Origin of the sequence: Curtobacterium flaccumfaciens pv. betae, from assembly GCF_026241855.1 — a bacterium.
GTDB classification, from domain to species: Bacteria; Actinomycetota; Actinomycetes; order Actinomycetales; family Microbacteriaceae; genus Curtobacterium; species Curtobacterium flaccumfaciens.
On sequence record NZ_JAPJDC010000001.1, the window covers coordinates 939,792 to 958,763 of the forward strand.

At 71.1% G+C, this 18,972-nt stretch carries 18 protein-coding genes and 1 tRNA gene; 11 read left to right on the forward strand and 8 right to left on the reverse strand.

Features of this window, described 5'->3' with window-relative positions; all coding sequences use genetic code 11:
* Positions 1-126 precede the first annotated feature (126 nt).
* The 5 genes from ORG17_RS04465 to ORG17_RS04485 all read left to right on the forward strand — a co-directional run bounded on the left by ORG17_RS04465 (position 127) and on the right by ORG17_RS04485 (position 6,283).
* Positions 127-2,034 carry a S1C family serine protease gene (locus ORG17_RS04465; protein WP_250892378.1) on the forward strand — a complete coding sequence of 636 codons (1,908 nt, stop codon included), beginning with the start codon at positions 127-129 and terminating at the stop codon, positions 2,032-2,034.
* Between the two features lie 184 nt (positions 2,035-2,218).
* Complete coding sequence (locus ORG17_RS04470; RefSeq protein ID WP_027464590.1) at positions 2,219-3,262, forward strand: glycosyltransferase family 2 protein; 1,044 nt, start codon at positions 2,219-2,221, stop codon at positions 3,260-3,262.
* A 4-nt stretch (positions 3,263-3,266) separates the two neighbouring features.
* Entirely contained in the window at positions 3,267-4,088 is an 822-nt protein-coding gene (locus ORG17_RS04475; protein ID WP_027464591.1) for a CDP-alcohol phosphatidyltransferase family protein, read from the forward strand.
* A 44-nt stretch (positions 4,089-4,132) separates the two neighbouring features.
* Positions 4,133-5,008, forward strand: a complete 876-nt coding sequence (locus tag ORG17_RS04480) for a glycosyltransferase family 2 protein (RefSeq protein ID WP_301565282.1) — start codon at positions 4,133-4,135, stop codon at positions 5,006-5,008.
* 42 nt (positions 5,009-5,050) lie between these two features.
* Positions 5,051-6,283 (forward strand): CDP-glycerol glycerophosphotransferase family protein, encoded by a 1,233-nt coding sequence (locus ORG17_RS04485; RefSeq protein ID WP_214527131.1) that lies wholly within the window; start codon positions 5,051-5,053, stop codon positions 6,281-6,283.
* Positions 6,284-6,330: 47 nt separating this feature from the next.
* Here the strand turns inward: ORG17_RS04485 and ORG17_RS04490 are convergent, their stop codons facing one another.
* The 4 genes from ORG17_RS04490 to ORG17_RS04505 all read right to left on the reverse strand — a co-directional run bounded on the left by ORG17_RS04490 (position 6,331) and on the right by ORG17_RS04505 (position 9,084).
* Complete coding sequence (locus ORG17_RS04490) at positions 6,331-6,633, reverse strand: hypothetical protein (protein ID WP_027464593.1); 303 nt, start codon at positions 6,631-6,633, stop codon at positions 6,331-6,333.
* A 117-nt stretch (positions 6,634-6,750) separates the two neighbouring features.
* A complete protein-coding gene (locus ORG17_RS04495; protein WP_051596509.1) occupies positions 6,751-7,521 on the reverse strand; it encodes an ABC transporter ATP-binding protein in 771 nt (256 codons plus the stop codon).
* Positions 7,521-8,345, reverse strand: a complete 825-nt coding sequence (locus tag ORG17_RS04500; protein WP_301565274.1) for an ABC transporter permease — start codon at positions 8,343-8,345, stop codon at positions 7,521-7,523. The genes ORG17_RS04495 and ORG17_RS04500 overlap by 1 nt, the downstream gene beginning before the upstream one ends.
* A 43-nt stretch (positions 8,346-8,388) precedes the next feature.
* Positions 8,389-9,084 (reverse strand): phosphocholine cytidylyltransferase family protein, encoded by a 696-nt coding sequence (locus tag ORG17_RS04505; RefSeq protein WP_110862735.1) that lies wholly within the window; start codon positions 9,082-9,084, stop codon positions 8,389-8,391.
* Between the two features lie 297 nt (positions 9,085-9,381).
* Between ORG17_RS04505 and ORG17_RS04510 the strand changes: the two genes are divergently transcribed.
* The 3 genes from ORG17_RS04510 (at position 9,382) to ORG17_RS04520 (ending at position 12,546) form a co-directional block, all read left to right on the forward strand.
* Positions 9,382-10,662 carry an ABC transporter ATP-binding protein gene (locus tag ORG17_RS04510; RefSeq protein ID WP_250892626.1) on the forward strand — a complete coding sequence of 427 codons (1,281 nt, stop codon included), beginning with the start codon at positions 9,382-9,384 and terminating at the stop codon, positions 10,660-10,662.
* Positions 10,638-12,209 (forward strand): ABC transporter permease, encoded by a 1,572-nt coding sequence (locus tag ORG17_RS04515; protein ID WP_214528008.1) that lies wholly within the window; start codon positions 10,638-10,640, stop codon positions 12,207-12,209. Before ORG17_RS04510 ends, ORG17_RS04515 begins: the two co-directional genes overlap by 25 nt.
* 76 nt (positions 12,210-12,285) lie before the next feature.
* Positions 12,286-12,546 carry a DUF3039 domain-containing protein gene (locus ORG17_RS04520; RefSeq protein ID WP_214528009.1) on the forward strand — a complete coding sequence of 87 codons (261 nt, stop codon included), beginning with the start codon at positions 12,286-12,288 and terminating at the stop codon, positions 12,544-12,546.
* Between the two features lie 189 nt (positions 12,547-12,735).
* On the opposite strand, the gene ORG17_RS04525 is transcribed toward ORG17_RS04520, so the two are convergent.
* Complete coding sequence (locus ORG17_RS04525) at positions 12,736-14,025, reverse strand: nicotinate phosphoribosyltransferase (RefSeq protein WP_214528010.1); 1,290 nt, start codon at positions 14,023-14,025, stop codon at positions 12,736-12,738.
* Between the two features lie 194 nt (positions 14,026-14,219).
* Here ORG17_RS04525 and murI point away from each other — a divergent pair, with 194 nt between their 5' ends.
* From murI to rdgB, 3 genes are read left to right on the forward strand one after another with little or no spacing between them, the layout of a single operon-like run.
* Positions 14,220-15,065, forward strand: a complete 846-nt coding sequence (gene murI / locus ORG17_RS04530) for a glutamate racemase (RefSeq protein WP_214528011.1) — start codon at positions 14,220-14,222, stop codon at positions 15,063-15,065.
* Positions 15,062-15,799: a ribonuclease PH gene (gene rph / locus ORG17_RS04535; protein WP_027464601.1), complete on the forward strand. Its 738-nt coding sequence runs from the start codon at positions 15,062-15,064 to the stop codon at positions 15,797-15,799. The genes murI and rph overlap by 4 nt, the downstream gene beginning before the upstream one ends.
* Positions 15,796-16,389: an RdgB/HAM1 family non-canonical purine NTP pyrophosphatase gene (gene rdgB / locus ORG17_RS04540; protein WP_027464602.1), complete on the forward strand. Its 594-nt coding sequence runs from the start codon at positions 15,796-15,798 to the stop codon at positions 16,387-16,389. Before rph ends, rdgB begins: the two co-directional genes overlap by 4 nt.
* Positions 16,390-16,505: 116 nt before the next feature.
* Here rdgB and ORG17_RS04545 read toward each other — a convergent pair whose 3' ends face one another.
* The 3 genes from ORG17_RS04545 to ORG17_RS04555 all read right to left on the reverse strand — a co-directional run bounded on the left by ORG17_RS04545 (position 16,506) and on the right by ORG17_RS04555 (position 18,921).
* Positions 16,506-17,213 (reverse strand): DedA family protein, encoded by a 708-nt coding sequence (locus ORG17_RS04545; protein WP_173035738.1) that lies wholly within the window; start codon positions 17,211-17,213, stop codon positions 16,506-16,508.
* Between the two features lie 145 nt (positions 17,214-17,358).
* Positions 17,359-17,439, reverse strand: a tRNA-Leu gene (locus ORG17_RS04550).
* A gap of 174 nt (positions 17,440-17,613) precedes the next feature.
* A complete protein-coding gene (locus tag ORG17_RS04555; RefSeq protein ID WP_111057034.1) occupies positions 17,614-18,921 on the reverse strand; it encodes an MFS transporter in 1,308 nt (435 codons plus the stop codon).
* Positions 18,922-18,972 lie beyond the last annotated feature (51 nt).

The following is an 18,972-nucleotide window of genomic DNA, read 5'->3' on the forward strand; positions in this document are numbered from 1 at the left end:
CGCGGCGGACCGGGGCACCGTGTACAGCGCACGCATAAGATCGCCAGGGGTGGCTCGCAGCCTCGCCAGAAGGACCGCTCAGGTGCTTGCGACAGACTGCACGAGCTTGAAAGGAGCACGTCCAGCATGACCGACACCACGCCCGACGGGCAGGGCGACGACCGCCGTCCGGACGATGCGGCTCCGCCTGCCGCCAGTGAGGACGCCGCAGCAGCGGCCACGAGAGGGAACACGTCGATGCCGAACGACTCCGACCAGCCGGACGAGACTCCTCGCCCGAACCAGAACGACGAGACGACCCCGGACCACACGGACGTGATCCCGTCGTCGACGGACCACCCGACCGACCGCTACACCGCGCCGTACCCGGCCGTCTCCGGTGACTCCCCGCGCGCGCAGCAGGGCGGCTACGGCCAGCAGACGTCGCCGTACGGCCAGCAGGCACCGCAGGCCCAGAACCCGTACGGCCAGCAGCCGCAGCAGAGCCAGAACCCGTACGGCCAGCAGTCGCAGTACGGCCAGCAGGCGCCGCAGGCCCAGAACCCGTACGGCCAGCAGTCGCAGTACGGCCAGCAGGCCCAGAACCCGTACGGCCAGCAGTCCCAGTACGGCCAGCCGGGCGCCGAACGCCCCCGCTACGGCGAGTACGCCCAGCCGACGTCCTCGTCCGCTCCGAGCTCGTCCTCCGAGTACGCGAACGCATCCGCGCAGGCCCCGCAGTCCGCCACGAGCGCCTTCGGCGACGTCGACGGCGCGAACCAGCGCAACGGGCACTACTTCAGCGACGACGCCTCGGGTGCCGCGGCGACCACGACGACCAAGGAGCGCTCGGGCCGCAACAAGCTGCTCCTGCCGATCATCGCCGGTCTCGTCGTGGCCGGGCTCGTGGGTGGCGGTGCTGGGTGGCTCGCATCGTCGGCGGCGAACGACGGTGGCAGCGTGGTGTCCTCCGGTTCGTCGCAGGGCGGCAACCTGACCGTCAACGACTACGACTCCGCCACCGTCGTCACGGCCGTCGCAGCACAGGCGACCCCGTCCGTGGTCACGATCAACGTGTCGGCGAGCAACGAGGCCGGCACCGGTTCCGGTGTCGTGATGAGCAAGGACGGCTACATCGTCACGAACACCCACGTGGTCACCCTCGACGGCGACAGCTCGAACGGCCGGATCACGGTGACGACCTCGAACGGCAAGATCTACGCGGGCAAGCTCATCGGCACCGACCCGACGGTCGACCTCGCGGTCATCAAGATCGATGCGACCGACCTCAAGCCGATGGAGTTCGCGGACTCGTCCAAGCTCAACGTCGGGGACACCGCGGTCGCGATCGGTGCGCCGCTGGGCCTGTCGAACACCGTCACCGACGGCATCGTCTCGACCCTGAACCGCAGCATCCAGGTCACCTCGAGCGCCCCCACCGAGGGCGGCGACTCGAACGAGGGCGGCAACGGCGGCTCGGGTCCCTTCGACTTCTGGGGCAACGGGGACAACGGCAGCAGCTCGTCCGCGAACACCACCGTCTCGCTCCCGGTCATCCAGACCGACGCCTCGATCAACCCGGGCAACTCCGGCGGTGCGCTGCTCGACTCGAAGGGCCGACTGATCGGCATCAACGTGGCCATCGCCTCGGCTGGCAGCTCGTCGTCGTCGGAGTCGGCCGCCGGCAGCATCGGCGTCGGCTTCTCGATCCCGGCCAACCTGGTCAAGCGGGTCGCGAACGAGATCAAGGACAACGGCTCGGCGACCCACGGGCTCCTCGGCGCAACGGTCGGCGACGCCACCGAGGACGCCAGCGCCACCCAGGTCGGCGCCCTCATCAAGTCGGTGTCCAACGGCGGTGCCGCGGCGAAGGCCGGTCTGCAGAAGGGCGACGTCGTCACGAAGATCGGCTCGGCGTCGGTCTCCGACGCCACCGACCTGACCGCGCAGGTGCGCTTCTTCGCGGGTGGCGCCTCGACGACGATCAGCTACGTCCGCGACGGCCAGACCCGCCAGGCCGACGTGAAGCTCGGAACGTACGACAGCAAGGGCTGACGCCACCACACGACGGACAGGAGGCCCGGGGCACGACGTGCGCCGGGCCTCCAGTCCGTCACGGGGGCGCGTCCCGCGCCGACGCAGGTGGGCGGTTCGGCCTCTTGATAGGCTCATGGTCGCTCTGCGGGGCGGCACCGCCCCGGTGCGTCCCGTGCCGCCAAGCCAGCACCCCGAGGTACGCATGCAGTCAGACGGACAGCCCCTGCCGGGCGTCTCGTACGTGATGCCCGTGCTGAACGAGGTCACCGAGGTCCGGGCCGCCGTCGGCAGTCTGCTCGACCAGGACTACGCGGGCCCGTTCGAGGTCATCCTCGCGCTCGGGCCGTCGATCGACGGCACGAACGAACTCGTCGCCGAGATGAGCGCTGCCGACCCACGGATCCGCGCGATCGACAACCCCGTCGGCTCGACGCCCGCCGGGCTGAACGTCGCGATCCGTGCGTCCGTGCACCCCGTCGTCATCCGCGTCGACGCGCACTCGGTCCTGCCCACCGACTACACGCGCATCGCGGTGCGCACGCTCCTGGAATCCGGAGCGGACAACGTCGGCGGCATCATGCGCGCCGAGGGCCGGACCCCCTTCGAGCGGGCCGTCGCCCTGGCCTACGGCAGCCGTGTCGGCCTCGGCGGCACGCCGCACCACGTGGGCGGCACAGCCGGCCCGGCCGAGACCGCCTACCTCGGCGTGTTCCGACGTGAGCGGCTGTTCGACGTCGGCCTCTTCGACGAGGGCATCAAGCGCGGCCAGGACTGGGAACTCAACCGTCGGCTGCGCCAGACCGGCGGGACCGTCTGGTTCACGCCGGAACTCGTCGTCACCTACCGCCCGCGGCCGAGCCTGAAGCGCCTGGTGCGGCAGTTCGTCGCCACCGGGCTCTGGCGCGGCGAGCTCGCGCGTCGGTTCCCGGCGAACAACGGCCTGCGCTACTTCGTGCCGCCGGCGATGGTCGCGGCGATGGCGCTGGGCGTCGTCGCCGGACTCGTCGGCATCGTCGGCGCGGCGCTCGGCACCCCGCTCGCCTGGGCGCTGCTCGGGTTCGTCGTGCCCGTCGTCTACCTGCTCTTCGTCGTCCTGGGGTCGATCGCGGTGGCGCGCCGCTCCGGGCTGCCGACGCTCCTCTGGTTGCTCGTCGTGCTGCCCTGCATCCACGTGGGCTGGGGGCTCGGGTTCATCATCGGGTTCCTGACCCGCACGTCCGAGCTGACCACCCACACGGGACGGTGACCGAATGACCGACCACCCCACGACCGGCCGCGGATCCGCACGGCCGACCTCGATCGCCGAACTCCGGGCCGTCGCCCAGCCGGACGAGGTCCGTGCGCGCGCCAACGCCGAGCACTGGACGGCCTCGCTGTACCTGCGCGACGTCTCGCCGTACCTGACCTGGGTACTCCTGAAGACCCGCGTCAGCGCGAACCAGGTCACCGGCCTGATGATCCTGGTCGGCTGGAGCGTCGCCGCCGCCCTGCTCATCCCCGGCATCTGGGGCGCCGCCCTGGCACTGGTCCTCGGCCAGCTGCAGATGCTCGTCGACTGCTCCGACGGCGAGGTCGCCCGGTGGCGCGGCACCAAGTCGCCCGCCGGGGTGTTCCTGGACAAGGTGGGGCACTACACGACCGAGGGACTGATCCCGGTCGCGCTCGGCATCCGCGCGGCCACCTGGCCCATCCACGGCGCCGACTGGATGTGGACCACGATCGGGTGCGCACTCGGCCTGGTCATCGTGCTCAACAAGGCCCTGAACGACATGGTGCACGTGGCCCGCGCGAACGCCGGGCTCGACAAGCTGGTCGACCGACGGGATGCGTCCACCGCCCCGTCCGGCCGCAGGCTCGCCTCGCTCCGCCGCGTGGCACGGTTCCTGCCGTTCCACCGCCTGTACCACTCGGTCGAGCTGAGCATGCTCGCGTTCGTCTTCGCCCTGCTCGCCCTGGTGATCGGTGACCCGCTCGCCAGCCGGATCCTGGTCGGCGCGCTGTTGCCGCTCGCCGTGCTCGCGACGATCGGGCACTTCCTGGCGATCATCGCCTCGAAGCGGGTCAAGGCGTGACCGAGGACACGACCGTGCCCGGAACCCTGCGTCGGCACGCGGTGGTGCACCGCGGACGACCGCGCGTCGCCGTGGTGAGCCTGTCGCAGGGCACCCGGCCGGAGGACCTGCGCCGCGGCCTCGACAGCGTGCTCGCCCAGCAGGACGTCGAGCTCGACGTCGTCTGCGTCGGCAACGGCTGGGCACCCACGGGCCTGCCGGACGGTGTGCGAGCCATGGCCCTGCCCGAGAACGTCGGGATCCCGGCCGGTCGGAACGCCGGGGCCGAGGTCGTCGACGGTGACTACGTGTTCTTCCTCGACGACGATGCGTCGGTGCCGTCGCCGACCTTCCTGCGCGACGCGATCGCGCTGTTCGAGCACGATCCGTCGCTCGGCCTCGTGCAGCCCCGGGTCGTCGACCCGACCGGTGCCGCGAACCCCCGCCGATGGGTGCCGCGGATCCGGAAGGGCGAGCCGGACCACTCGTCGCCGGTGTTCTCGGTCTGGGAAGGCGCCGTCGTGCTGCCGATGGACGTCTACCGTGCCGTCGGCGGCTGGGGGGCCGAGTACTTCTACGCCCACGAGGGCATCGAGCTCGCCTGGCGCGTCTGGGATGCCGGCCGTCGGACCTGGTACGCCGGCGACCTCGTGGCGCACCACCCCGCGATCGACCCGGCGCGGCACACCGAGTACTACCGGTTGAACGCCCGGAACCGGGTGTGGCTGGCTCGACGCAACCTGCCCGCGGTGCTGCGCCCGGTGTACGTGGGGTCGTGGGCCGCGATCCAGATCACGCGCTGGTGGCGTCACCCCCGCCGACTGGCCACCTGGTTCGGTGGGATCCGTGAAGGATGGACGACCGACTGCGGTCCGGTCCGCCCGATGGGCTGGCTCACAGTCGCACGGATGACCATCGCAGGGCGGCCGCCGGTCGTCTGACCCGCACGCCTCGTCCCACCAGAGCAGACCCGGAGAAGGACCATGTCGATCATCAGCGACCTGCGGACCGCGCTGCGGCTCGTCGAGCGACTCCTGACGTCCCGCCGCAGCCGGCAGCAGCTCGCACGGCGACTGCCGTCCGCGCCGAAGCCGGCGCCCGGTTCGGTCGAGATCGCCGTGTACTTCGCCGACGGTCCGGTCAACATGTACCAGGTGCGCCAGTGGTACGCACCGCTGGCCGAACTCGCGAAGACGCACCCGGTGGCGATCATCTCGCGGAGCCCGGGCACCATGCTGACCCTGCTCGAGGAGTCGCCCGTGCCCGCGGTCTACGCCCGGCAGGTGGTCGACCTCGAACACTTCGTCGACACGCAGGCGCCGAAGGTGGTGCTGTACGTCAACCAGAACGCCCGCAACTTCCAGATGATGCGGTACGGGCGGATGTGGCACGTCTTCGTCAACCACGGCGAGAGCGACAAGATGTACATGACGACGAACCAGTTCAAGGCGTACGACTACGCCCTGATCGCGGGGGACGCGGCACGTGACCGTCTGGCCGAGGCGCTGTGGGACTACGACCTGGACGCCCGGACCATCGCGATCGGACGCCCGCAGGCCGACCACTTCGCCGGAGCGGCCCCGTACCCCGACGACGACCGGACCGTCGTGCTCTACGCCCCGACGTGGGAGGGTGACCGCGGTGCCGCGGCGTACGGGTCGATCGCGTCGCACGGCACGGTCATCGCCGAGCAGGTGCTCGCATCGCCCCGTCACCGTCTGGTGTACCGCCCGCACCCGCGCAGCGGTGTGCTCGACCCCACCTACCGCGCGGCGCACGAGCGGATCGTCGCGGCGATCAGCGCGGCCAACGCCGCCGACCCGGCCGCGCACCACCTGTACGACGACGGCGGTGACCTCGGCTGGCAGCTGGCGGACGCGGACGTGGCGATCACCGACATCAGCGCGATGATCTACGACCGACTGGCGGTGGGCAAGCCGCTCATCGTCACGCGGCCGGTGTCGCCCGAGGCCGACGTCGACGAGCGGGGCTACCTGAGCGACGCGAACTGGCTGACCGCGGCGGACGCCCCGTCGGTGCTCGCCCGGGTCGACGCGGCCGCGAGCGACGCCGAGGAGCTCGCACGCCTGCAGCACTGGGTCGCCCGGTACTTCGGCGACACCACCCCGGGTGCGGCCACGGCGCGGTTCCACGCGGCAGTGGAGTGGTTGCTCGAGCGGTGGCGGACCGTCGCCGCCGAACGCGACGGGCGCTGACGGGCGATCGTCACCCCGCGGGCTCCGTGCCGGAGGCCGGTGCCGCGTCACGGCTGCATCCCCGGCCCGACGAGTGACATCCGCCAGAGGTACTCGGACCGGTCGGGCCGACGCCACCGGACGATGACGACCCCCGTGTCCTCGGGGTCGGCGCCGAAGACCGCCAGGGACAGCGATCGGCCGGGGTCGAGGCGGCGCACTGCGAGCGGCGGGCAGTACCCGTTGCCCAGGTGGGTGAGCGTGAGCCCGTCGACCGGCTCGGGGCCGGTGTTGACGAGGTCGTACCGACGCGGTGCGTGCGATCGGTCGACGGCGAACGGGACGGCGTACGCGGTTGGTGGGTGGTGCATGGGGGGAACGCTAGGGGGAGGGTCCGACGGCGGGACCCCGGGGGGCGGCCACGAGGGCCCGGGCTGTGGAGGGAGCCACAGACGCCCGTGTTGGTGCAGGGGGAGTACCCCGGCCGGTCAGGAGCCGTAGTCGGCCGCGTACCGGGCCAGCGCGGCCTCGATGGTGCCGTCGAGCTGCAGACGACCCTTGTCGAGGTAGAGCCCCCGGTCGCAGAAGCGGCGCAGGTCCTTGTCGCTGTGGGAGACGAAGAACAGCGTCCGGCCGCCGGCCAGGAGTTGCTCGATCCGCTTGTAGCACTTCTCGCGGAAGGCCTTGTCGCCCACCGCCAGCACCTCGTCGACCAGGATGACCGGCTCGTCGAGCCGCGAGATCACCGCGAACGCGATGCGGACCTTCATGCCGCTCGACAGGTGCTTGTAGGGGGTGTCCACGAAGTCGGCGATCTCGGCGAAGTCGATGATCTCGTCGAAGGCGTCGCGGATCTCGGCCCGGGACATGCCGTGCAGGCCCGCCGTCAGGTACACGTTGTCGCGCACGGTGAGGTCACCGACGAAACCACCCGTGATCTCGATGAGCGGGGCGACGCCGGCACCGACGTCGACGCGGCCCTCGTCGGGCAGCATCACCTGGGCCACGAGCTTCAGCAGGGTCGACTTGCCCTGTCCGTTCCGCCCCACGACCCCGATCGCCTCGCCTGGGCGGACGTCGAACGACACGTTGCGGAGCGCCCAGAACTCATCGGCACGCTTGCGGCGCCCGCGTCCGGCGAACAGGTCCTTGAAGTTCCGGCTCGCGCGACGGTTCCGTTTGAAGCAGATGCCGGCGTCGCGCACCGAGATGACCGGGGTGACGGTCTCGATGCGTCGGGTCTGGTCGGTCGCGGTCATCACAGCTCCTTCAGCACGCGGTGCTCGCTGCGGCGGAACACCGCGAAGCCGATCACCAGGACGATGCCGGTCACGACCACCGAGGCGCCGACCTCGAGCCAGTCGAGCTGGCCGGGGAAGAACGCCGCACGGTACATGCCGAAGATGCCGGTGAGCGGGTTGATCGCGGCGATGTCCCGCAGGGCGGGCGGCAGTGCGTGCGTGCCGTAGATGATCGGCGACGCGTAGAACAGGAACCGCAGCACGAGCTTGGTGGCGCGCTCCAGGTCACGGAAGAAGACCACGAGCGGGGCGACGATGAGCCCCAGGCCGTAGACCAGTGCGCACTGCAGCACGATCGCCAGCGGGAAGAACACGACCTGCCAGTGCAGGTGGGCACCCGTCGCGATCGCGAAGGCGGCCAGGACCGGCAGGCTCAGCAGGAACTCGATGCCCTTCGACGCATCGATCCGTGCCACCCAGATCGTGCGGGGGATGGTGGTCGAGCGGATGAGCTTCGATTCCTTGATGAACGCCCGGGTGGAGTCCGAGACGCCACCGGTGAACCACATCCACGGCAGCAGCGCGGACAGCAGGAACACGATGTACGGATCTTCACCGACCGAGCCGCGGTGGAAGACCTGCGTGAAGACGAACCAGTAGATCCCCGACATCACGAGCGGGTCGAGGATCGACCACACGTAGCCGAGCGCCGACGTCGAGTAGCGGACCCGCAGGTCGCGGACGGTCAGCAACCAGAGGGCCTGACGATAGCGCCGACCGGCGCTCCGGGCCTTCGCGGGTGCGGGAGCCACGGGCACGGTCGGCGCACTCGCTGTGGTCACGGTTTCCCTTCGGGCGGAACCGCCGAGGGGTCCTGACGGTGGTTCAGGCGAACAGGTTGTTCGCGCGCTCGAGGTCCTCGGCGAAGTCGATCTCGACCGCGTACAGGTCAGAGATGTCGATCGGCGTCCAGCGTAGCCCGTCCTCGGCGATGGCAGCCTCGATGCCGCCCTCGAAGTACTCCTGGTCGTCGACGCGACCGAGCTGCCGGATGAGGGCCTGCTTGTCGGCGGCGGAGACGTAGTTGATCCCGACGGCTTCGCCGAGACCCCCGACGACCTGCTTGGAGAGCTTGTGGATGAAGCCCTCGGCGTCGACGGTGTACTTGACCTCTTCGTCGGAGACCTTGTCGGTGTTGACGCTGACGAAGGAACGGCCCTCGTCGATCATGTCGGCCGCACGGACGAGCGCCATCGGGTCGAAGACCACGTCGCCGTTCATCCAGAGGACACCGCTCTTGCCGGTGGCCTTGAGGGCACGCAGCAGGCTCTTCGAGGTGTTGGTGGAGTCGTACGACTCGTTGTAGACGAAGTTCGCGTCGGGGAACGCCTCGACGATGTGCTCCGACTTGTAGCCGACGACGATCGTCACGCGGGCGCTCGAACCGAACGCGGCGCGGATGTTGTCGAACTGCTGCTGCATGATGGTGCGGCCGTCACTGAGCTCCGTGAGCGGCTTCGGCAGGCTGCGGCCGAGACGGCTGCCCATCCCCGCTGCGAGGATCACGATCTGCGTGGTCATGCTGGTCCCTTCTGGTGTCCGCCCGCGCACCCTGGGGTACGGGCGGGCCTCGTCGAGTCTGCGCTTCCAACGTCCGAGTTGCCCGAGAACCGTTCGTGTCGACGTGGTCGTCGCTGCGAAGAGGCCGCCGGGATCGCCTGCTGGAGCAGGTTTCCAAGTGGTGAACACTCCTTCGTGCCCTGGTGAATGATACGGAAACACCCCCTCGCGGGGTACGGCTCTGCGCGCTTCGTACTCAATTCGTGACCCGGGCCGCGACGGTTCCCGACGGTCGGAGAGCGTTGGTACGGTGGGTCGATGCCAGCGCGAGCAGAGAACGAGGACGTGTACGCCACGGCCGACGCTGCCTGGATGACCGAGGCGGGGGACGCCGACGAAGCGGACACCGCCGCGGCTGCTGAGGGCGACGCAGCCGACGACGACACGGGGGACACTGATGCGGACGACGCCGCCACTGATGACGCGATGACCGACGCGACGACGGACACCCGTACCGACGCGACGACGGACACCCGTACCGACGGCGCCACGACGGACACCCGCGCCGACGCGACGACGGACACCCGCACGGACGCGTCGACGGATGACCGCATCGACGACGCGGCCGCCGCCGCGCCGCGCCCCGCGAAGGCGCGCAACGGCAAGGGGCGCACCAAGCGCCCGACGAAGGCCGCCCCGCGGACCGACGCCGAGCCTCCCGTCCCGACCGACGCGGACGACGTGACGGACGACGCCGGCCGGGCGACCACCGCCACCCCGCCCGCGACGAAGAAGCGTGCGCCGCGCAGCGCCGCACCGAAACAGCCGCAGACGCTCCAGCCCGTCGTGCTCGCAGCGAGCGGCCTGGTCAAGCGGTACGGGCAGACCCTGGCCGTCGACGAGGTCGACCTCGAGATCCGGCAGGGCTCGATCTTCGGCGTGGTCGGCCCGAACGGCGCCGGCAAGACGACGACCCTTTCCATGATCACCGGACTGCTGCGCCCCGACGCCGGCTCGGTGACGGTGCTCGACCACGACGTCTGGGCAGACCCGACGGCGGCGAAGCGCAGTCTCGGCGTCCTGCCGGACCGGCTCCGGCTGTTCGACCGGCTGACCGGTGCGCAGCTCCTGTACTACTCGGCCACGCTCCGCGGGCTCGACGGTGCCACCGCACGGAAGCGCAGCGCCGATCTCGCCGAGGCCTTCGGGCTGGGCGAGGCGCTCGGCCGCCAGGTCGCCGACTACTCGGTCGGCATGGCGAAGAAGATCGCCCTGGCCGCCACCCTGATCCACTCGCCGCGGGTGCTCGTGCTCGACGAGCCCTTCGAGTCGGTCGACCCGGTGAGTGCGGCGACGATCACGGACATCCTGCGCCGGTACACCCGGGGCGGCGGCACGGTCGTGCTCTCGAGTCACTCGATGGAGCTCGTGCAGCGCACCTGTGACTCGGTCGCCATCATCGTCGGCGGCAAGGTCCTGGCGTCCGGCACCATGGCCCAGGTCCGCGGGCGCAAGAGCCTCGAGGACAAGTTCGTCGAACTCGCCGGCGGTCGTGTCGTCGCGGAGAGCATGGAATGGTTGCACAGCTTCTCCGGCTGAGGGCGGACCTGCTCGCGGGCGAGGTCCGGGGCACCGCCCGCCGGTCCGTCGCCGTCGTGCTCGCCAGCCTCGTCGGACTCCTCGCCGCCGTGTTCGTCGCGTCGCGGACCATCGCCCTCGGTGACGCCGACCCGGACCTCGCCCGTGCGGTCATCGTGCCCGTCGGCACCCTGATCACCTTCGGGTTCACGGTCGTGCCACTCGTCGTCGGCCGGAGCGACCAGCTCGACCCGCGGCGCTTCGCGGTGTTCGGCATCGAGCGCCGTCGCCTGGCGATCGGGCTCGTCGTCGCCGGACTCGTCGGCATCCCGGTGATCGGCCTGGTCGTCGTCGCGATCGGACAGGTCGTCGCCTGGGCGCGCGATCCCGGTCTCGGCCTGCTCGCGGTCCTCGGCGGGCTGCTCGGCGTCGCGACCTGCGCGCTCCTGATCCGCGTCTGCTGCACCGTCGGCTCCCGGCTGATCGGGCCGCAGCGCTCCCGCGACGCCGGGTGGCTGGTGGCCCTCGTCATCATCGCGCTCTCGATCCCGACGGTGGCGCTGCTGCTCCGCGTCGACTGGCTGGACCCACAGGGCACCGAGATGCAGCGCGTCGCGGACATCGCCGGCTGGACCCCCTGGGGTGCCGCGTGGGCCGTGCCCGCCGAGGTCGCGAGCGGCCACGTCGGCACGGGTGTCGCGAAGCTCCTCGTCGCGGTCGCCGTCGTCGTGCTCCTCGCCTGGGCATGGTGGGCGCTCGTCGGCCGTGCGCTCGAGACCGTCGACGACCGCGCCCGCACCCGCCGCTACCAGGGCCTGGGCTGGTTCGACCGGTTCGGCTCGGCCCCGGTGTCAGCCGTCGCTGCCCGGGCGCTCACCTACTGGGTGCGCGACCCGCGGTACCGCACGTCGTACCTGATCATCCTGCTCGTGCCGATCGTCGTCATCCCGCTCGGCGTCGCCGGGGTGCCGTGGCAGTGGACCGCCCTCGTACCGCTGCCGCTGATGGCCCTGATCGCCGGGTTCCTGCCGCACAACGACGTCTCGTACGACAACACCGCCGTGTGGCTGCACGTCGCGTCCGGTGCGCCCGGGTGGAGTGACCGGCTCGGTCGTGTCGTTCCCGTGCTGGTCGTGGGGGCGCCCGCGATCGTCGCCGGGGCCGCGCTGTCCGCGTGGCTGTTCGGCGACTGGGCCGCCTTCCCGCTGCTCATCGGCGTCAGCGCGAGCGCCCTGCTGTCCGGGCTCGGGTTGTCGAGCGTCCTGTCCGTGCTCATGCCCTACCCGACGGTGCGCCCGGGCGACCATCCCTTCCAGCAGCCGCAGGCCGCCGGCGTCACCGCCACGGTCGCGCAGGCGACCATGGTGATCGGCATCGTGCTCTGCACGGTCCCCGCTGTCGGCCTCGCGGTGCTCGCCGCCGTGCAGGGACCGGAGCCGTGGTCGGTGCTGACGCTCCTGGTGGGCATCGGGGTCGGTGCCGTCGTGCTCGTGATCGGTGTGTCCGCGGGCGGACGCCTGTTCGACCGCCACGGCCCTGACCTGCTCGCCGCGGCGCAGCGCAACTAGCGGTGCAGCGCAGCGCAACGAGCGGCGCAGCGCAACGAGCGGCGCGCCCGAGGGCGGACCGTCGTACCCTGGACGCATGAGCATGACGGAACCAAGCGGCGGCCTCGACGTGATGGACCGGGAGCTCGAGAAGCTCCTCGAAGACGAAGCGATCGAACCCGGTGACCACGAGCGGTTCTCGCACTACGTGAAGAAGGACAAGATCTTGCAGTCGGCCATGTCCGGCAAGCCGGTGAAGGCCCTGTGCGGCAAGAAGTGGATCCCGGGTCGCGACCCGGAGAAGTTCCCGGTCTGCCCGGACTGCAAGGCCATCTACGAGAAGATGAAGGCCGAGTAGACGCGACCAGCAGACGGACGGGAGGCCCGTGGCGACGCCGCCACGGGCCTCCCGTCCGTCGTCTGCGTCAGCTGACCGCACATCGTGAGCAGCAGAGGTCGGGTCGCCCTCGGACACCCGACCATTTCTGCTCACGAAGCGGCGACGCGAACGCGATGCACGTCGTGCGTGGGTGTGTGCGTGCGGGCCCTAGATCACCAGGGTGGGGATGGCCGGGTCGCCGCGCCCGATGCGTGACGCGTCGGCGGGCAGCTCCGCCTTCGCGCGCTTGTGGTGCGCGCGTGCGGCCTCGACGCCCTGCGTGCCGAGGAACGCCGGGTCGACCTCGCCGCCGCTGACGACGGGGACCAGCAGCGACCGCTCGTCCGGGCCGACCTGCGCACCCGTGAGCACGATCTCGGCGGTCGCGACGCCGTTGCGGAGTCGTCGGCCCGCCTCCTTCCGGCCGCCGATCGACGCCTTGTCGGCCGACTTCTTGGCGACGGGGACCCAGTCGCCGCCGTCCGCGTCCCGGTGCGCGACGAGCTTGAACACCATGCCGGCGGCCGGGTGCCCGGAGCCGGAGACGACCGAGGTACCGACGCCGTACGAGTCGACCGGGGCGGCTCGGAGCGCGGCGATCGTGTACTCGTCGAGGTCGTTCGTCACCGTGATCTTCGTGCCCGTCGCGCCGAGGCGGTCGAGCTGCGCACGCACGGCGGCGACGACGGACGGCAGGTCGCCGCTGTCGATCCGGACGCCGCCGAGCTTGCCGTCGGTGAGGCGGACGGCCGTCTCGACCGCGGCCTCGATGTCGTAGGTGTCGACGAGCAGGGTCGTGCCGCTGCCGAGCGCGTCGAGCTGCGAACGGAACGCCTGCTCCTCGGAGTCGTGCAGCAGCGTGAAGGCGTGCGCGGCGGTGCCCATCGTGGGGATGCCCCAGGTGCGGCCGGCCTCGAGGTTGCTCGTCGCACCGAAGCCGGCGATGTACGCGGCACGGGCGGCGGCCACGGCGTTCCACTCACCGGTGCGGCGGGAGCCCATCTCGGCGAGCGGGCGGCCGTCGGCGGCGGACACCATGCGGGCGGCGGCCGAGGCGATCGCGGAGTCCGCGTTGAAGATGCTCAGGGCGAGGGTCTCGAGCACGACGGCCTCGGCGAAGGTGCCCTCGATCTGCAGGATGGGGGAGTTCGGGAAGTAGACCTCGCCCTCCCGGTAGGCGCGGACGTCGCCGCTGAACCGGTAGTCGGCGAGCCACGAGGCGGTGCCGGCGTCGATGACGCCGCGGTCGCGCAGGAACCCGATCTCCTCGTCGCCGAAGCGGAAGTCGCCGAGGGCGGTGAGGAAGCGTCCGAGTCCGGCCGCCACACCGTAGCGGCGGCCGTCCGGCAGCCGCCGGGCGAACACCTCGAAGACGCATCGGCGGTCGGCGGTGCCGTCCTTCAGGGCGGCGTCCACCATGGTGAGCTCGTACTGGTCGGTGAGGAGCGCGCTGGTCACGTCTCCGACACTAGTGACGTGACCCTCGGGAGGCCCGGATCACCCCCGGCGCCCGGCGTCACGGTTCGGTCCGTGCGAGGTTCCGTACTCGGTGGTACCCGCCGAGGGTCGCACCGAGTCCGGAACCTCGCACGGCGCGTGGGCGGACCTCGCACGGTGCGAGGGTCCGGGGCGGGCGTCGGTACGCTGGTGCCGTGACGGATGCACCGATCGGAGTCTTCGACAGCGGGGTCGGCGGTCTCACCGTGGCCCGCGCCATCATCGACCAGCTCCCGCGCGAGAGCATCCGGTACGTCGGCGACACCCTGCACTCGCCCTACGGCCCGAAGCCCATCGCCGACGTCCGCCGCTACGCGCTCGAGGTCATGGACGACCTGGTCGAGCAGGGCGTGAAGGCCCTGGTGATCGCGTGCAACACGGCCTCGTCCGCCGTGCTCCGCGACGCCCGCGAACGGTACGAGCAGGCGTACGGCATCCCCGTGGTCGAGGTCATCCAGCCCGCGGCCCGCGCCGCCGTCAAGCAGACCCGCACGGGCCGCATCGGGGTCATCGGCACCGTCGGCACCATCGCGTCGCGCGCTTACGAGGACGCCTTCGCGGTCGCCGCCGACGTCACGCTGACCACCGCCGCGTGCCCCCGGTTCGTCGAGTTCGTCGAAGCGGGGGACACCTCGTCGCCGTCGCTGCGCGAGATCGCGGCCGGGTACCTCGACCCGATCCGTGCCGCCGACGTGGACACCCTCGTGCTCGGCTGCACCCACTACCCGCTCATGTCCGCCGCGATCCAGTTCGTCATGGGTCCGGAGGTCACGCTCGTCTCCAGCGCCGAGGAGACCGCGAACGACGTCTACCGCCGGCTCGTGGAGCACGGGCTCGAGCGCACCGCGACCACCGCCCCGACCTACTCGTTCGAGGCGACGGGCGACGACAAGAACGGCTTCATCCGGCTCGCCCGGCGCTTCCTCGGTCCCGAGGTCTCGAGCGTCGGCCACCTCCAGACGGGGGCCATCACGCTGCCCCGCACCGAAAGGACCCCATGACCGACAACCTCCGCGTCGACGGCCGTACCGCCACCGACCACCGTCCCGTCACCATCGAGCGGGGGTGGAGCACGCAGGCCGAGGGCAGCGCGCTCATCTCCTTCGGCAACACCAAGGTGCTCTGCACCGCGTCGTTCACCAACGGCGTGCCCCGCTGGCTCGCCGGCAAGGGCACCGGGTGGGTCACCGCCGAGTACTCGATGCTGCCGCGGTCGACCAACGAGCGCATGCAGCGCGAGTCCATCAAGGGCAAGGTCGGCGGCCGCACGCACGAGATCTCCCGCCTGATCGGGCGTTCGCTCCGCGCCGTCGTCGACACGAAGGCCCTGGGCGAGAACACCCTCGTCATCGACTGCGACGTGCTGCAGGCCGACGGCGGCACCCGCACGGCGTCGATCACGGGCGCGTACGTCGCGATGGCCGACGCGATCGAGTGGGGCCGCGCCAAGGGCTTCATCGCGAAGAAGGCCACCCCGCTCACCGACAGCGTGCAGGCGATCTCGGTCGGCATCGTCAAGGGGGAGCCGATGCTCGACCTGGCCTACACCGAGGACTCCGCCGCGGACACCGACATGAACATCGTCACGACGGGGTCGGGCAAGTTCATCGAGGTGCAGGGCACCGCCGAGCACGCGCCGTTCGACCGAGACGAGCTGAACGTCCTGCTCGACCTCGGCCTGGCCGGCAACCAGTCGCTCGCGGCGATCCAGCGTTCGGTCCTGGGTCTGGCGTGACGTCCCGCGAGGTGGTGCTGGCCACCCACAACCAGGGCAAGGTCGTCGAACTGCGCGAGATCCTCGGGTCGGCGCTCGGCGAGGGTGTCGAACTCGTCGGGTACGACGGTCCCGAGCCGGTCGAGGACGGCGACAGCTACGCGGCGAACGCCCTGATCAAGGCGCGTGCCGCGGTCGCACACACGGGGCTGCCGGCGCTCGCCGACGACTCCGGGATCGCGGTCGACGCCCTCGGGGGCGCACCGGGCATCCACTCGGCCCGCTACGCCGGCACCCGCTCGGACGCCGACAACATCGCGCTGCTGCTCACGAACCTGCAGGGTGTCGTCGAGCGGACCGCCGCGTTCGTGTGCGCAGCGGCCTTCGTGACGCCCGACGGTCAGGAGCACGTCGTCGAGGCGGTCTGGAACGGCGAGGTGCTGACCGAGCCCGTCGGTGACGGCGGGCACGGCTACGACCCGGTGTTCCGGCCGGACGACGCCGACCGCTCGTCGGCGGAGCTCACCCGCGACGAGAAGAACGCCCTGTCGCACCGCAGCAAGGCGTTCCGGGGCATCGCGCCGATCGTGCGGGAGCACTTCGGCGTCTGAGCGCCCGCGCTCTTTCCGTTCCGCACGACCGAAGTCGCCCCGAACCACGTGATCACGTGGTTCGGGGCGACTTCGGTTGTGCGCGGTGCGGGGTGCGCGGTGCGCCAGCCCTGCGGCTAGAGCGTCGGGTCGACCGTCGGGGCCGTGGTGGCCTCGGCATCGTTCGTGTGCTTCGCCTTGCGGGCGTTGCGCAGGTACGTCAGCGCCATCGGCACGACGGTCACGACGACCGCGGCGAGCAGGATGATGTCGATGTACTCGCGGACGATGTGCGCCACGAAGGGGATGTGCCCGATGAAGTACCCGAGGAACGTCACGCCGACGCCCCAGACCACGGCGCCGATCGCGTTGTAGAGCGAGTACTTCTTGTAGTCCATCCGGCCGACGCCCGCGGCGATCGGGGCGAAGGTGCGGACGACCGGCACGAAGCGCGCCAGGATCACGGCGAGGGGGCCGAAACGGTGGAAGAACGCGTTGGTGCGCTCGACGTTCGCCTTCGAGAAGAGCCCGCTGTCCTTGCGTTCGAAGATCGGTGGCCCGGCCTTCTTGCCGATGTAGTACCCGAGCTCACCGCCGAGGAACGCGGCGGCGCCGATCATCAGCGCCGCGACCCAGATCGGGATGCCGCCGATCTCGCCACCGCGGTCGAAGGCGAACAGGCCGGTGATGACCAGCAGGCTGTCGCCCGGGAAGATGAAGCCGATGAGGAGACCGGTCTCGGCGAACACGATCGCGCAGACCACGAGCACGGCGATGGCCCCGAAGTGGTCGAGGATGTACTGCGGATCGAGCCACGGGATCAGGGCGAGTGCGACGGAGTGCATGGTTCTTCCGGTCGTGGAGGCGGGAGTCACGGGGAGGACTCCCGCGGGATGAGGGTACCGCCCGGAAGTGACCGGGCCATCCCTCGCAGGGTTGACCTGCTCGAGGCGTGCGGATGACCGCAACGGTGCGCCTGGGGGGACTCGGTGCGGAAGGAGGGACTCGAACCCTCACGCCTGGGGCACAGGAACCTAAATCCTGCGTGTCTACCGATTCCACCACTCCCGCGAGCAGCGGCAGTCTACCGAGCGCGGCGTGCGGGGCGGACGTGCGCCGGGCCTCCAGGCCGTGGGACGCACCGTGCGCGGGACGTGACGTGGTGCGAGGAACCGGACGTGGTGCGGGGCGGGGCGAGTACCACCGAGTGCGGAACCTCGCACGGGACGACAGCGCGGCAGCGCGTCAGCGCAGCGGGCGCGGCAGGTACCGGGGGACGTACCGGAGCAGGATGCCCGCGCCGACCAGGCCGAGCACCCCCATCACCCCGCTCGCGACCGCGATGGACGCGACGGCGGTCACGCCGGAGATGAGGAGCGGTGCCGCCGCCGACCCGAAGTCGCCGGTGAACCGCCAGGCCCCCAGGAACGGTGCCGGGGCGTCGCGCGGTGCGAGGTCCGCGCCGAGCGTCATGAGGATGCCGGAACCGACGCCGTTGGCCAGGGACATGCCCATCGCGATCGCGACGAACCAGCCGACCCGGGCGTCCAGGTGGCCGCTCCAGGCGAGCAGGAAGTAGCTGATGCTCAGGCCGAGCATGCAGGGCAGGGCGCTCGCGAGCCGTCCCCACCGGTCCATGATCTGCCCGCTCGTGTAGAACAGCGCGAAGTCGACGGCTCCGGCGATGCCGATCACGAGGGCCGCGGTCGAGTCGTCGAGGCCGACGCTCACCGCCCAGAGCGGCAGGATCACCTGCCGTCCGGCGCGCATCGCGCCGATCAGGCCGGCACCACTGCCGAGTCGCAGCAGGACCGCCCCGTTCGCGCGGATGGTGCGGAAGAGGCCCTGCGCCTCCTGCTGGACGAACTGCGCACCGGTGTCGGCGGGCGGTTCGGTCGCGTGGTCGCTCGCGTCGGTCGCGTGGTCGGCCGAGTGCCGGGAGGCCCGTGGCGGCAACCGCAGGCCACGTGTGCCCGTCGCCGGGTCGCGCAGCACCAGGAGCACGGTCGCCGCCGCCAGGCAGCAGACGACGTGGATCCAGAAGGCGCTGCTCGTGGTGCCGGTCAGGTGGATGACGCCGGCGGCGATGAAGGGGCCGACGAAGTAGCCGAAGCGGAAGACGCCGCCCAGGCTCGACAGCGCCCGGGCCCGGATCCGCAGGGGGATCGCGGTGGTCATGTAGGCGTGCCGGGCGAGCGCGAACACCGCGGTGGAGACGCCGACCAGGAACACCCCGAGCGCCAGGACCCAGGCGTTCGCGGCCGTCGTGGCGACGACGAGCCCGACCACCGAGACGAGCGCGGCGCCGATCATCGCGTTCCGCTCACCGATGCGGGCGACGACGATGCCGGACGGCACGTCGCCGATGAGCTCGCCGACCAGGATGAGCGAGGCGACGAAGCCCGCGAACGCCAGGCTGGCGCCGAGGGAGTCGGCGGCGATCGGGATGATCGGGATGATCGCGCCCTCGCCGATCGCGAAGAGCGCGGCGGGCAGGAACCCGGACAGCAGGACGGACCGGAAGTCGAATGAGTCGTTCCCCGTCGTGGCCATCGCCCGACCAACCGTACGCCAGCGGTACCGCTTCGTCGGCGGGTTACCCTG